The 13,696-nt window shown below is 73.9% G+C and carries 13 protein-coding genes and 1 tRNA gene; 9 read left to right on the forward strand and 5 right to left on the reverse strand.

What is annotated here, in order from left to right:
* Positions 1-131 precede the first annotated feature (131 nt).
* Positions 132-1,163 (forward strand): LacI family DNA-binding transcriptional regulator, encoded by a 1,032-nt coding sequence (locus tag AQJ11_RS07055; protein ID WP_059262230.1) that lies wholly within the window; start codon positions 132-134, stop codon positions 1,161-1,163.
* On the opposite strand, the gene AQJ11_RS07060 is transcribed toward AQJ11_RS07055, so the two are convergent.
* Complete coding sequence (locus AQJ11_RS07060; RefSeq protein WP_059262231.1) at positions 1,144-2,304, reverse strand: Gfo/Idh/MocA family protein; 1,161 nt, start codon at positions 2,302-2,304, stop codon at positions 1,144-1,146. The two genes, AQJ11_RS07055 and AQJ11_RS07060, sit on opposite strands and share 20 nt — an antisense overlap.
* Positions 2,305-2,430: 126 nt before the next feature.
* Here AQJ11_RS07060 and AQJ11_RS07065 point away from each other — a divergent pair, with 126 nt between their 5' ends.
* On the forward strand, positions 2,431-3,438 hold the full coding sequence (locus AQJ11_RS07065) for a LacI family DNA-binding transcriptional regulator (RefSeq protein ID WP_059262232.1): 1,008 nt from the start codon (positions 2,431-2,433) through the stop codon (positions 3,436-3,438).
* A gap of 25 nt (positions 3,439-3,463) precedes the next feature.
* Here AQJ11_RS07065 and AQJ11_RS07070 read toward each other — a convergent pair whose 3' ends face one another.
* Positions 3,464-3,808 (reverse strand): cupin domain-containing protein, encoded by a 345-nt coding sequence (locus AQJ11_RS07070; RefSeq protein ID WP_059262233.1) that lies wholly within the window; start codon positions 3,806-3,808, stop codon positions 3,464-3,466.
* A gap of 130 nt (positions 3,809-3,938) precedes the next feature.
* Here AQJ11_RS07070 and AQJ11_RS07075 point away from each other — a divergent pair, with 130 nt between their 5' ends.
* The gene (locus tag AQJ11_RS07075; RefSeq protein WP_058082874.1) at positions 3,939-4,454 is read left to right on the forward strand and encodes a hypothetical protein; all 516 of its coding nucleotides are present in this window, start codon (positions 3,939-3,941) and stop codon (positions 4,452-4,454) included.
* A gap of 28 nt (positions 4,455-4,482) precedes the next feature.
* On the opposite strand, the gene AQJ11_RS07080 is transcribed toward AQJ11_RS07075, so the two are convergent.
* Positions 4,483-5,061, reverse strand: coding sequence for a TetR/AcrR family transcriptional regulator (locus tag AQJ11_RS07080; protein WP_058082875.1), 579 nt, complete (start codon positions 5,059-5,061; stop codon positions 4,483-4,485).
* Positions 5,062-5,304: 243 nt separating this feature from the next.
* Between AQJ11_RS07080 and AQJ11_RS07085 the strand changes: the two genes are divergently transcribed.
* The 6 genes from AQJ11_RS07085 (at position 5,305) to AQJ11_RS07110 (ending at position 11,354) form a co-directional block, all read left to right on the forward strand.
* Positions 5,305-6,735 carry an MFS transporter gene (locus AQJ11_RS07085; protein ID WP_014676284.1) on the forward strand — a complete coding sequence of 477 codons (1,431 nt, stop codon included), beginning with the start codon at positions 5,305-5,307 and terminating at the stop codon, positions 6,733-6,735.
* Between the two features lie 45 nt (positions 6,736-6,780).
* A tRNA-Pro gene (locus AQJ11_RS07090) sits at positions 6,781-6,854 on the forward strand.
* A gap of 177 nt (positions 6,855-7,031) precedes the next feature.
* A complete protein-coding gene (locus AQJ11_RS07095) occupies positions 7,032-7,820 on the forward strand; it encodes a LytR/AlgR family response regulator transcription factor (protein ID WP_059262234.1) in 789 nt (262 codons plus the stop codon).
* Between the two features lie 76 nt (positions 7,821-7,896).
* Entirely contained in the window at positions 7,897-8,298 is a 402-nt protein-coding gene (locus AQJ11_RS50815) for a hypothetical protein (RefSeq protein WP_063807663.1), read from the forward strand.
* Between the two features lie 49 nt (positions 8,299-8,347).
* Positions 8,348-10,102 (forward strand): sodium/solute symporter, encoded by a 1,755-nt coding sequence (locus AQJ11_RS07105; RefSeq protein ID WP_059262235.1) that lies wholly within the window; start codon positions 8,348-8,350, stop codon positions 10,100-10,102.
* A 34-nt stretch (positions 10,103-10,136) separates the two neighbouring features.
* Positions 10,137-11,354: a GAF domain-containing sensor histidine kinase gene (locus AQJ11_RS07110; protein ID WP_059262236.1), complete on the forward strand. Its 1,218-nt coding sequence runs from the start codon at positions 10,137-10,139 to the stop codon at positions 11,352-11,354.
* Between the two features lie 18 nt (positions 11,355-11,372).
* Here AQJ11_RS07110 and AQJ11_RS07115 read toward each other — a convergent pair whose 3' ends face one another.
* Positions 11,373-12,806, reverse strand: coding sequence for an amino acid permease (locus AQJ11_RS07115; protein ID WP_059262237.1), 1,434 nt, complete (start codon positions 12,804-12,806; stop codon positions 11,373-11,375).
* Between the two features lie 178 nt (positions 12,807-12,984).
* The gene (locus AQJ11_RS07120; protein ID WP_059262238.1) at positions 12,985-13,680 is read right to left on the reverse strand and encodes a GntR family transcriptional regulator; all 696 of its coding nucleotides are present in this window, start codon (positions 13,678-13,680) and stop codon (positions 12,985-12,987) included.
* Positions 13,681-13,696 lie beyond the last annotated feature (16 nt).

Raw genomic sequence — 13,696 nt, forward strand, 5'->3', positions numbered from 1 at the left:
GCGGCGCGCCTTCGGTCACGGGAGCGCCGGGATTCCGGTCACGGCAGTGGCGCGGTCCTGTCATTCTTGTCAGTACAAACCCCTCGAACAACCAGCACGAGGCCATCAAAAACCCCTCAAGGAGCCGGTCCATGGGCCACCCCTTCCCGATCCGGGAGATCGCACGTCAGGCCGGTCTCAGCGAGGCCACCGTGGACCGGGTGCTGAACGGCAGGGGAGGGGTGCGGGAGAGCACCGCGCGGGAGGTGCACCGGGCCATCGCCGATCTCGACCGGCAGCGCACCCAGGTCCGGCTGGTCGGCCGTACCTTCATGGTCGACATCGTGGCCCAGGCGCCCGAGCGGTTCACCACGGCCGTACGCGCCGCCCTGGAGGCCGAACTGCCCGCCCTGCACCCGGCCGTCGTGCGCTCCCGCTTCCACTTCCGGGAGACCGGACCGGTCCGCGAGCTGGTCGGCACGCTCGACCGGATCGCCCGGCGCGGCTCGCAGGGCGTGATCCTCAAGGCGCCGGACGTCCCCGAGGTCACCGCGGCCGTCGGCCGGCTGACCGCCGCCGGGGTCCCGGTCGTCACCCTCGTCACCGACCTGCCCGCGAGCGGACGCGTCGGCTACGTCGGCATCGACAACCGGGCGGCCGGCGCGACCGCCGCCTACCTGATGGGCCAGTGGCTCGGGGACCGGCCCGGCAACGTCCTCACCAGCCTCAGCAGCGGCTTCTTCCGCAACGAGGAGGAGCGCGAGATGGGCTTCCGCGGCGTCATGCGGGCCCGGCACCCGCACCGGGCGCTGGTGGAGATCGCCGAGGGCCAGGGTCTGGACGCCACGCAGTACGACCTGGTCCGCACCGCCCTGGAACGCGACCCGGGGATCCGGGCGGTGTACTCCATCGGCGGCGGCAACAACGCCACCCTGCGGGCCTTCGCCGACCTCGGCCGCGAGTGCGCCGTGTTCGTCGCGCACGACCTCGACCACGACAACACCCGGCTGCTGCGCGAGCACCGGCTGTCCGCCGTGCTCCACCACGACCTGCGGCACGATCTGCGCGAGGCCTGCCACGAGGTGATGCGCTTCCACGGCGCGCTGCCGCCGGCCGGGCCGGTCCTGCCGTCCCCGATCCAGGTGGTCACGCCGTACAACATGCCTACGCCCCCGGCAGGGTGACCCAGGTCCCGCTCGCGGCCGACTCCGCCATCGCGTCCAGCACGGTCGCGCTGTGCACCGCGTCCGCGAGCGTGGTGCCGTACGGGGTGCCCTCGGCGATGGAGCGGACGAAGCGGTAGGCCTCGATCACCTTCAGGTCGTCGTAGCCCATCGCGTTGGCCGCGCCCGGCTGGAACGCGGCGAACTCCCCGGCACCCGGACCGACGTACACCGTGCTCACCGGCTGGTCCTGGTACGTCGTGCCCCGGCTCACCTTCAGCTCGTTCATCCGGCGGAAGTCCCAGAACACCGCGCCCCGGGTGCCGTGCACCTCGAAGCCGTAGTTGTTCTGCTCGCCGACCGAGACCCGGCAGGCCTCCAGGACGCCGCGGGCGCCGGAGGCGAAGCGGAGCAGGCAGCTGACGTAGTCCTCGTTCTCGACCGGGCCCGGCTCGCCGCCGGCGGCCAGGGCGTGGCCGGCCGTCGCCCCGCTCGGACGGGCGCGTTCCGGGACGAAGACCGCCGTGTCCGCGGTGAGCGAGGCGATGTCGCCGAGCAGGAAGCGGGCCAGGTCGGCGCCGTGCGAGGCCAGGTCGCCCAGCACCCCGCTGCCACCGCGCTCGCGCTCGTAACGCCAGGTCAGGGCGCCGTCCGGATGGGCCGCGTAGTCGCTGAAGAGGCGGATGCGGACGTGGGTGACCGTGCCGATCTCGCCGGCGGCGATGAGCTCGCGGGCGGCCTCGACGGCGGGCGCGTTGCGGTAGTTGAAGCCGACCGTGCCCCGCACGCCGGCCTTGACGACGGCGTCGGCGACCGCGCGGGCGTCATCGGCGGTCAGGCCCACCGGCTTCTCGATCCACAGGTGCTTGCCGGCCTCGGCCATCGCCACGCCGATCTCCCGGTGCAGGAAGTTCGGCGCGGTGACGCTCACCGCCTGGACGCGCGGGTCGGCGGCCACCTCGCGCCAGTCCCGGGTCGCCGAGGCGAACCCGAACCGCTCGGCGGCCTCCTCCGCCCGCCCCGGCACCTCCTCGGCGACGGTGACGAGCCGGGGCCGCAACGGCAGCCGGGGGTAGTGGTGCGGGAGACGGGCGTACGCCTGGGTGTGCACCCGGCCCATCCAGCCGAACCCGATGACGGCGACACCGAGCGCGTCCACCATGACAGCCCCTCTCCCTCGGACCGGTTGTTGGACCGGTCCAGATCCGCTCCGGGCCACCTTTGTTCGGACATGACCAGCGTGTCAACCCTTTGACAGCGCGGCGCGCCGCATGGAACGGTCCATCCCATGAGACCGCCGACGATCCGCGACGTGGCCGAACGGGCCGGCGTGTCGAAGTCGCTCGTGTCCCTGGTGCTGCGCGGCTCCGGTCCGGTGCGCCCCGAGAAGCGGGAGGCGGTCCTGCGGGCCGTGCGCGAGCTGGGCTACCGGCCGAACGCGGCGGCCCGCAGCCTGAGCGAGCAGCGCACCCGCACCATCGGTGTCCTCCTGGACGACCTGCGCAACCCCTGGTTCGTCGAGCTGCTCGACGGGCTGAACTCCCTGCTGCACGCGGCCGGTCTGCACATGCTCCTCGCCGACGCCCGCCTGGGCCGGCGGATGGGCCACGACCTCGCCGAGCCCTTCCTGGACCTGGGCGTCGACGGACTGGTGGTGGTCGGCACGGTCCCGGACGCGGGCGGCCTCGGCGCGCTCGCGCGGCGGATGCCGGTGGTCGTGGCGGGTGCCCGCGAGGCGCAGCCGCCGGGCGTGGACGTCGTCGCCGGCGACGACGAGCGGGGCGCCCGGCTCGCCACCGAGCACCTGCTCGGGCTCGGCCACCGCCGGATCGCGCACCTCGCCGGCCACGGGGCCGTCGGCGCGCTGCGCCGGCGGGGCTTCGAGACGGCGATGCGGGCGCACGGCGCCGAACCGCTCGTCGAACCCGGCGATCTGACCGAGGAGGGCGGCTACCGCGGAACCGTCCGCCTGCTCAGCCGCGCCGAGCGGCCCACGGCGCTCTTCGCCGTCAACGACATGGCCGCGGTGGGCGCGCTGTCGGCGGCCGGTGAGCTGGGGCTGAGCGTGCCCGGCGAGCTGTCGGTGACCGGGTACGACAACACCAGCGTCTCCCGGCTGCGGCACCTGTGGCTGACCACCGTCGACACCGCCCCGCACGAGGTGGGCCGGCGCGCCGCCCGCTGCCTGCTGGACCGCTTCGAACGGCCGGACGGCGAGGGGCGGGTGCGGCTGGCCGTGCCGACACTGGAGATCCGGGGGACGACGGGGCCGCCGGGGGACGGCTCCCCGCGGTGATACGGCCTCACACCGGGATGCGGTCTCACAGGTTGATCGCGTAGGCCTTGCGCAGCGTCTCGTGCACGGTCCACGTCGTACGGTCGCCCGCGCGCAGCACCGCCATGTCGCCGGGCCCCACCCTCAGCGTCGGCCCGCCCTCGACCTCGATGGTCGCCGAGCCGCTGATCACCACGAACAGCTCGTCCGCCTCCGTGTCCGTGACCACGCCCGGGGTGATCTGCCAGATCCCGCGGAGCTGCCGGCCGTCCGCCGACTCCCACACCACCTTCCCCGTCACCTCGGGGTTCCCGGCCACGATCTGCCCCGGGTCCAGGGGCTCGGGTTCGAGGTCGGCGTCGGGGATGTGAAGCGCGAAGCTGTGCGTCATGCCACCGACCCTGGCCGGTGCGGCAGCCGCGCCGCCATGGACAGGGTGTGGGGCATCGGGCCTGGTCGGGGGACACTTCGTCGGGGAGCGCCGGCTGGCGGGGGCGCGGGGCCCGGGTGATCGTGGGGACATGGCTGACTCCACGGCGGCCGGACCGGCGCCGCCCCGGCAGCACGGCACACGGGAGATCGTCCTGTTCGGCGGGGTGTACGGCGCCGTCCTCGCCAGCTCGATGGTCGCGGCGCTCACCCAGTACGGGCACACGTCCGCCGACGTCCGCGGCTACGACGCGGCATGGGTGCTGGTGACCGCGTGCGCCTCCGCCCTCGCCCACGGCTACGCCCACTACATCGCCGAGCGCGCCCCGCACGGCCGGTGGGACGTCCTGCTCGCCATGCGCAACGAGTGGCCGCTGGTCACGGCCGTGCTGCCCACGGTCTTCCTGCTCGCGGGCGCGCGCTGGGGGTGGTGGCCCGCGAAAGGCGTCGAGTACGTGGCGTTCGCCCTCAACATCGTGATCCTCTTCGGCATCGGCCTCGTCACCGCCCGCTGGTCGGCGCGCCGCTGGCCGACCGCCGTCCTCATGGGGCTCGGGGACGCGTGCCTGGGGGTCGTGGTGGTGGTGGCGAACGCGCTCATCAAGTAGGGGGCGGGCGGTCCGCGGACCGGTGCGCTCAGCGGGTGGTGCGGACTCCGTCCAAGGCGATGGCGAGGACCCGGTCGCGCTGGGCGTCGTCCTCGAACGCCGTCGCCGTGATCCCGGCGACCATCCGCACCAGATCACCGAAGTCCATGTCCGTCCGGGCGACGCCGGCCCGCTGCGCCCGCTCCAGCAGGGGGCCGCCGGCCGCGAACATGGAGTCGCGGCAGGACTGGAAGATGTCCGACTCGCCGTCGAGGGCTTCGCGCACGGCGCGCTTGGTGACCATGTACCCGGAGAACCGGTTCAGCCAGGCCGTCAGCGCCTCCCACGGTTCCCGGTCCGCGAGCTCGACGGCCGCCCGGCACAGGGCGTTGACGTCGTCGGCGTAGACGCTCTCGAACAGGTCGCGGCGGGTCGGGAAGTTCCGGTACAGGGTGCCGATGCCGACGCCCGCGCGGCGGGCGATGTCCTCCAGGGAGGCGTCGGCGCCGTGCTCCGCGAACGCCTCGCGGGCCGCGTCGAGCAGGGCGTCGTAGTTGCGGGCGGCGTCCTTTCGGTGCGGCCGGCGGGCCGCCACGATCTCGCCGACGGGGAACGGCGTGGCCGTCACTGCTGCCTCCCGGGAGGGAATCGACTGGAACCGGAGGGGTACCTCCGCTACAGTGGAGGCATACCTCCACTTTAACAGTGCGGGGTCGGCTCCGCCGTGGCCGGACGCGGCCCGCGGAGCCGGCTGCCGGGCATCTGCGTGGCGCGGCCCGTACGACCGCGCCCGCGGCGCCCGGCTCACTCGGTACCGACCCTCCGCGTCCCTGTTCTCCCTCCGCGTCCCTGATTTCGGAGAGGCTTCTTCATGCCCCGCGCGTCCACTCGCCTCACCTTCGCGGTCCTCGCGACCGGTGCCGGCGTGTTCTCCATGCTCCAGTCGCTGATCGCGCCGGCCCTGCCGACCGTCCAACACGCCCTGCACACCTCGCAGTCCACCGCGACCTGGGTGATGACGGCCTACCTGCTGTCCGCCTCGGTCTTCACCCCGATCCTCGGCCGGGTCGGCGACCTCGTCGGCAAGAAGCGGACCCTCGTCGCCGTCCTGCTGGCCGTCCTCGCGGGCTGTCTCGTCGCCGCGCTCGCCCCGAACATCGGCGTGCTCATCATCGCCCGCGTCGTCCAGGGCGTCGGCGGCGCCCTGTTCCCGCTCTCCTTCGGCATCATCCGGGACGAGTTCGCCCCCGGCGAGGTCAGCGGCAGCATCAGCAACCTCTCGGCCGTGATCGCCGCGGGCGGCGGGGTCGGCATCGTGGCCGCCGGTCCGATCGTGTCCGCGCTCGACTACCGCTGGCTGTTCTGGATCCCGGTGGCGGTCGTCGCCGCGACGGTCCTGATCGCGCTGCGCTACGTCCCCGAGTCGCCCAAGCGGGCGCAGGGGAAGGTCAGTTGGAGCGGGTCCGTGCTGCTCTCCGGCTGGCTGGTGGCCCTGCTGCTGCCGTTGAGCCAGGCCGGCCAGTGGGGCTGGGGCTCGGCGAAGGTGCTCGGTCTGTTCACCGCCGCCGTCGTGCTCTTCGGCGTGTGGCTCGCGACCGAGGCCCGCTCGCGCACCCCGCTCATCGACCTGCGGGTGCTGCGGCTGCCCGCGGTGTGGACGACCAACACGGCCGCGCTGCTGTTCGGCGCCGGCATGTACTCCATCTGGTCCTTCCTGCCGGGCTTCGTCCAGACGCCGTCCGCGGCCGGTTACGGCTTCGGCGCCAGTGTCACCGCGTCCGGACTGCTCATGCTGCCGATGCTGGTCGCGATGTTCCTCTCCGGCGTCCTGTCGGGCCGCCTGGAACCCCGCGTCGGCGCGAAGGCGCTGCTCACCACGGGCGCCGCGCTCGGCGCACTGGCCTGCGGCTTCCTCACCCTGTGGCATGACGAGCAGTGGCAGGTGGCCGTCGTCTCGGGCCTGTTCGGCCTCGGCATCGGACTCGCCTTCGCCTCGATGGCCAACCTCATCGTGGGCAGCGTGCCGGCGGAGCAGACCGGCGCCGCGACCGGCATGAACGCCAACATCCGCACCATCGGCGGCTCGATCGGCGCCGCGCTCACCAGCGTCCTGGTCACCGGCCGGCTCCAGCCCTCGGGCCTGCCGTACGCCTCCGGCTACACCCACGGCTGGGCCCTGCTCGCCGTCCTCTGCCTGGCCGCGACCGGCGCCGCCCTCCTCGTCCCGGTCCACCGCACCGGCCGCCCGTCCGTCCCGGACGCCGTACCGGAGGCGACACGGGCACCCGCTCAGGTGCGGTAGGGTTGACCTGCGTGATCACGCGGAACGCTCCGCGTGAGACCGCGGCGGGACGTGGCGCAGCTTGGTAGCGCACTTGACTGGGGGTCAAGGGGTCGCAGGTTCAAATCCTGTCGTCCCGACTCGTGAGAGTCGTAGACCAGGGCCGGTTTTCGGAGTCATCCGAAAACCGGCCCTGTGCTGTGCCCGGCCATCGGACGCCTCCCTCCCGTTGAACCCGTCGGCCCCCCGCCCCGTGGTCCCGCACGGGGACACCGCACGCCCACGGCCCCCGCCCGTCCGCTTCCTGGGGAGTCGCCATGCTTCGGGTGCTGGCCGTCGACGACGAGGAACCGGCCCTCGCCGAACTGCTGTTCCTGCTGCGGGCCGATCCCCGGGTGCGGTCGGCGGAGGGGGTCCTCGAAGCGGCCGAGGCGCTGCGGCGGCTGGGCCGGCGAGGGGCGGACGGCGCGGCGGACATCGACGCGGTGTTCCTGGACGTCCGCATGGCGGGGTTCAGCGGTCTGGACCTCGCCCGGCTGCTCGCCGGTCGCGCCGAGCCGCCCCGCGTCGTCTTCGTCTCCGCGCACGCGGAACACGAGGAGTACGCGCTCCGGGCGCCCGGGGTCCGGGCCGTCGACTGGCTGCTCAAGCCGGTGCGGCGCGAGCGCCTGGCCGAGGCGGTGCGGCGGGTCGCCGAACTGGTCGCGGCCGACCGCGCCCCCCACCCGGGCCGCTCCGGGCCCCGGCCGCTCGCCGACGGCGTCCCGGTGGAGCGCGAGGGCGTCACACGGTTCCTGCCCGTCGCCGACATCACCCGTGCCGAGGCCCATGGCGACCACGCCCGGCTCCACACCCGCGAGGACAGCCACCTGGTGCGCATCCCGTTGTCCACGCTGGAGGAGTGCTGGCGGGCGAAGGGCTTCGTGCGGATCCACCGGCGCCATCTCGTCTCCCTCGCCCGCATCGACGCCCTGCGGGTCGACGGGGGGAGGCTGACGGTCAGGATCGGCGCGTCGGTGCTGCTCGTGAGCCGCCGGTGCGCCCGCGAACTGCGGGATCTGCTGGTCGAGAAGGCCACGACGGACCCGCCCGGCAACGGTCGCTGACCGGAAGCTGTCGCTTTGGTTCCCTGGTGCGTACACTCCACTGCGACGTGTGATCATCGCGGTCGGAGGACGCGGCATGGGTGCTCCTGGGACTCCTCGACGTGAAGTGGTCACGGGGACTCCGCGTGCGGCCCGCGTGGACCACGGGGGCCACGGGGGCCAAGGTCACGCCCGCCCCGGTGCCGTCCGGGCCGGCGAGGAGGGCCCGGCCGTCGCATCCCTCGCCCTTCGCGCCCTGATACGCCGTCAACTCCGGCTCGGCCTCCTCGCGTTCGGTCTGCTCGTCGTCCTCCTCGGGCCACTGCCCCTCGTTCTCACGGCCCGGCCGGACACGGGTGTCCGGCCGGGCAGCGCCCTGATCGTGTGGGCCGTTCTCGGCGTCGCCGTCTACCCGGCGCTCGTCGTCATCGGCCGCTGGTACGTCGTACGCGCCGAACGCAACGAACGGGACACCGCGGACCTCGCCGAAAGGGCCTGACGGTGACCGACGCTCCGCACCACCGGCCCGGCCGCGCGGGGGCCGCCTGGTGAACCAGACGTACGGCATCGTGGCCGTGTCGGCGGCGGTCGTCGCGACCCTGGTGATCGGCTCGACGGGGCTGCGCATCTCCCGCACCACCTCCGACTTCTACGTCGCCTCCCGTACCGTGCCGCCGTACCTCAACGCCATGGCCATCAGCGGCGAGTACCTGTCGGCGGCCTCCTTCCTCGGCATCGCCGGACTCGTCGCCGCCGAGGGCGTCGAGATGCTCTGGTTCCCCGTCGGCTACGCCGCCGGCTACCTCGTGCTGCTCGTGTTCGTCGCCGCCCCGCTGCGCCGCTCCGGGGCGTACACCCTGCCCGACTTCGCCGACGCGCGGCTGGAGTCGAGGGCCGCCCGGCGCGTCGCCAGCGTGCTCGTCGTCGGCGTCGGCTGGCTCTACCTGCTGCCCCAGCTCCAGGGCGCGGGCCTCACCCTCGGCCTGGTCACCGGCGCACCGCGCTGGCTCGGCGGGGTGCTCGTCGCCGTCGTCGTCACCCTGGCCGTGGCCGCCGGCGGCATGCGCAGCATCACCTTCGTCCAGGCCTTCCAATACTGCCTGAAACTGACCGCCCTGCTCGTGCCCGCGGTCTTCCTGGTGCTCGCCTGGCACGGCGACCCGCGCCCCGCCGGCGCCCTGGACGAACCGCCGACCTTCCGCCGGCACACCCAGGTCACCGTCGAGACCACCGTCCGCATCCGGATCGAGACGCCGCTGCGGGCCGTCGCGACCGGCGCCGTGGACGGACAGGGCTACGACGACGGCCCCCTGCTGCTCGACCCCGGGGTGCACGAGGTCCGGGCCGGGACGACCCTCCGGTTCCCGCCGGACACCCCGGTGCCCGAGCGCGCGTCTGACGACGGACGGCGCACCGGAGCCTCCAGCTGGGCGGCGCCCCTGTCGGGCGGCAAGGACGATCACCCGCTCTACACGACGTACGGGCTGATCTTCGCCACCTTCCTCGGCACCATGGGGCTGCCCCACGTCCTCGTCCGCTTCTACACCAACCCCGACGGCCGCGCCGCCCGGCGCACCACCGTGATCGTGCTCGCCCTGGTCGGCGGCTTCTACCTGCTGCCGCCCCTCTACGGCCTGCTCGGCCGCATCTACGCCCCCGACCTGCTGCTCACCGGCACCACGGACGCCGCCGTGCTCGTCCTGCCGGAACGCCTCGTCGGCGGAGCGGGCGGCGACCTGCTCGGCGCGCTGATCGCCGCCGGCGCCTGCGCCGCCTTCCTGTCCACCGCCTCCGGGCTCACCCTGTCCGTCGCGGGCGTGCTCAGCCAGGACGTCCTGCCCTCCCTCGGCGTCCGCCACTTCCGGCTGGCGACGCTCCTGGCGGTCGCCGTGCCCGTCACGGTGAGCGTGGCCGCCGGCAACCTCCCCGTCGCCAACGCCGTCGGCCTCGCCTTCGCGGTGGCCGCCTCCTCCTTCTGCCCGCTGCTGGTGCTCGGCATCTGGTGGCGCGGCCTCACCGCGCCCGGCGCCGTCGCGGGGCTGCTCACCGGCGGTGGCAGCGCCCTCGTCGCGGTCGCCCTGACCATCGCCGGGCCCCTGACCGACGGCTGGGCGCACACCCTGCTCGCCTGGCCGGCCGTGTGGTCCGTACCGCTCGGCTTCCTGACCATGCTCCTGGTCTCCGTGGCCACCCGGGACCGGATCCCGGCCGGCACCGAGGCCGCCATGGCCCGCCTCCACCTGCCCGAACGCCCCGCCGGCCAGGGCGCCCCCACCACCCGCCGAGGAGCGACCACCCCATGACGACCCACCGGCCCGCGGCCGAGGGGGCCCGCGCGTGAACGCGTTCGCCCTCCTCGCCGCCGGGGCCCCGCTGCTGTTCGCCGGGGGCCTCGCCGCCGGACGCCTGCTGGCCCGTCGCGCAGCCGGGGGCGGGACGGACCCCGGCACCCCCGTGGAACGCGCCACCTTCCACACCCTGCACACCGCGTCGGAGGCCGCGCCCCCGCTGCGCGCCGGACTCACCGAGGACGCGGCCCGCAAGGCGGTACGACGGCTCCGGCCGCTGTTCGGCACGGCCGCGCTCGGCCTCACCGACCGGGACCGGCCGCTGGCCTGGGACGGGCCGGGCCGGCACCACGAGGACACCGTCTCGGACCGGGTCCGCCAGGTGCTCGGCACCGGCCGCGCCCAGACCTTCGCCGTCGGCTGCCCGGACCCGGACTGTCCCGTGCGCTGGGGCGCGGCCGTGCCGCTCACCGTCGACGGGCGGGTGCTCGGCGCCCTCGTCGTGCTCGGCGTCCGGGAGTCGGCGTCCCTCCTGCGGGCCGCCGAGGAGGTGGCGCGCTGGATCTCCGTGCAGCTCGAACTCGCCGAGCTGGACCGGGCCCGCACGGGACTGATCGAGGCGGAGATCCGGGCGCTGCGCGCGCAGATCTCCCCGCACTTCATCTACAACTCCCTGGCGGCGATCGCCTCGTTCGTCCGCACCGACCCCGAGCGGGCACGCGAGCTCCTCCTGGAGTTCGCCGACTTCACCCGCTACTCCTTCCGCCGGCACGGCGAGTTCACCACGCTGGCCGAGGAGCTGCGCTCCATCGAGCAGTTCCTGGAACTGGTCCGCGCCCGGTTCGGGCAGCGGTTGCGCGTGACCCTCCAGATCGCCCCCGAGGTGCTGCCCGTGACGGTGCCCTTCCTGTGCCTCCAGCCGCTGGTGGAGAACGCCGTCAAGCACGGGCTGGAGGAGAGCGTCGAGCGCAGCCGGATCAGCATCACCGCGCTGGACGAGGGGGCCCTGGCCCGCATCGTCATCGAGGACAACGGGATCGGCATGGAACCGGACCGGCTGCGCCGGATCCTGCGCGGCGAGGGCGGCCCGTCGACGGGCATCGGGCTGCGCAACGTGGACGAGCGGCTGCGGCAGGTCTACGGCGACGGCCACGGGCTGGTGATCGAGACCGGCGTCGGAGCCGGCATGAAGATCACGATCCGCGTCCCCAAGTACCGGCCGGGAGTACACAGCACGCCCCCGCGCACGGCGTCCGGCGGCGCCTGAAGGGGGCCGGCCGGTACGTCAGCGACCGGTCGCCGAGGGCATCGCCTGCTTGCGCTGCCGTCGTGCCGCCATCAGGGCGTAGACGATGATCCCGACGAACAGGAACAGCACGCCCTGGTAGACCGCCGCGTAGCCGGCGCCCGCCATCAGCCAGACCGAGAAGGCGGCGGCCACCGCGGTGACCACGCAGTCCCGCACCAGCCGGGCCCGGTCGACCGCCTCGGGACGGCCGGACACGAGGTGGAAGATCTGCGCGGCGGCGGCCAGCAGGTACGGCACGGTCGCGGTGAACGTGGTGACCAGGACCAGGACCTCGAAGACCCTGCCCGAACCCGAGACGTAGTTGTAGACGGTGAGCAGCGAGGCGAGGACGACCGTCACGCCCACCCCGGCCGTGGGCACGCCCCGCCGCCGGCGCGTGAAGGCGCTCGGGAACAGCCCGTCGCGGGCCGCCGCGTACGGTGTCTGGGCACTCAGCAGGGTCCAGCCGTTGAGGCAGCCGGTCATCGACACGAGGGCGGCCAGCGCCACGGCCGTACCGCCCCAGCTGCCGCCGAACATCGTGTTCACGGCGTCCGAGAACGGCGCGGTGGAGGTCACCAGGCGGTCGTGCGCGACCGTGCCGAACACCGACAGCGTGCCCAGCAGGTACACCAGCGCCGCCCCCGCGGTGCCGATCACGGTGGCGCGCCCCACGTTGCGGCGGGCGTTCCTGACCTCGCCCGCGCTGACGGCGGCGGACTCCACCCCGAGGTAGGAGAAGAGGAGCAGGGCGGCGGAGGCCGACACCGCGCCGATCGCGCCCTGGCCGCTGGAGTTGAACGGGCCGAGCCGGCCGGGGTCGAAGAAGAACAGCCCGCCGACCGCGACGAGCAGCAGCGGCACGAACTTCAGCACCGTGGACACCAGCTGCACCGCACCCACGTACCGGGTGCCCGCGAAGTTGGCGAGGGCGGGCAGCCACTGGAGGACCAGCGCGGCCAGGCAGGCGGTCCAGCGGTGCTGGTTCACCGGGATCAGCACGTCGAGGTAGCCGACGGCGGCCACGGCGAGCGCGGCGTTCGACACCCAGGTGGTGATCCAGTACGACCAGGCCGCGAGGAACCCCGCGAAGTCACCGAACGCCTCGCGGGCGTAGACGTAGGGGCCGCCGGTGCGCGGGTCGCGCGCGGCGAGCCGGCCGAAGACCAGGGCCAGCGCGATGGCGCCGACGGTCAGCACCCCGAAGGCCACCAGGCTGACCGTGCCGTAGGGGGCGATGGACGCGGGGAGCAGGAAGATGCCGCCGCCGATGATGTTGCCCATGACCAGCGCGGTGGCGACGGGCAGACCGAACCGGCGGGCATGCCTGCCGCTGTCGCCGTGCGGGTCCTCGACGGGAGCCGTGGGGGTCTCCGCGGGGATCTCCGCGGGGGCCGGAGCCGACTGCGGGACGGTTCCGGTGTTGTGCATGGGTGGTGCGCCTCTCATGGAACTGGTGTTCCCGGGATCACCGGGACGCGTCCCATGGTCGGGGATGTGCCGATGTGACGCAAAATCGCCGGTTTTTGTTCCGTGCGGGCCGCCGGATCATGCAAAAACCATCGCGGCGCGGATCCCTGGCCGTGAGATGTCCGGCGCCGTACGCCGGTCAGTCCGTCGCCGCCCACAGGCTGCGCACATGCCCCAGGTGCCGGGTCATGATCGCGTGTACGGCCTTCTCGTCGCGTTCCAGCAGGGCGTCCAGCAGCTCCAGGTGCTCCTCGGCGGAGGCGAGCAGCCTGCCCGCCTCCACCAGCGCGGTCAGCCCGTACAGACGGGAGCGCTTGCGCAGGTCGGCGACGACCTCGACCAGGTGGGCGTTGCCCGCCAGGGCGAGCAGCCCGAGGTGGAAGCGGGTGTCGGCCTCGACGTAGGCGATCAGGTCGCCCGCCACCGCGGCGGTGACGATCTCCCGGGCCGCCGGGCGCAGCGCCTCCAGGGAGACGCGGTCGGCCGTGCGGGCCAGGTCCACCACGGTGGGGATCTCGATGAGCGCCCGGACGTGCGTGTACTCGTCCAGCTGTCGGTCGGAGACGGCGGTGACCCGGAAGCCCTTGTTGGGCACGGTGTCGACCAGCCCCTCCTTGGCCAGGTCGAGCATCGCCTCCCGCACCGGCGTGGCCGAGACGCCGAACCGGGCGGCCAGCGAGGGCGCCGAGTACACCTCGCCCGGCCGCAGCTCGCCCGCGATCAGCGCGGCGCGCAGGGCGTCCGCGACCCGCTCGCGGTAGCTGCTCCGCCGGCCGCCGAGCCGGGGGAGCGCGGGCATCTGGTCGCCCTGGGTGTTCTGTGCCATGTCACGCATCACCGGGGTGAGTGTA

The sequence above is a fragment of the Streptomyces corchorusii genome (genome assembly GCF_001514055.1).
In the GTDB taxonomy this organism is placed as follows: Bacteria; Actinomycetota; Actinomycetes; order Streptomycetales; family Streptomycetaceae; genus Streptomyces; species Streptomyces olivaceoviridis.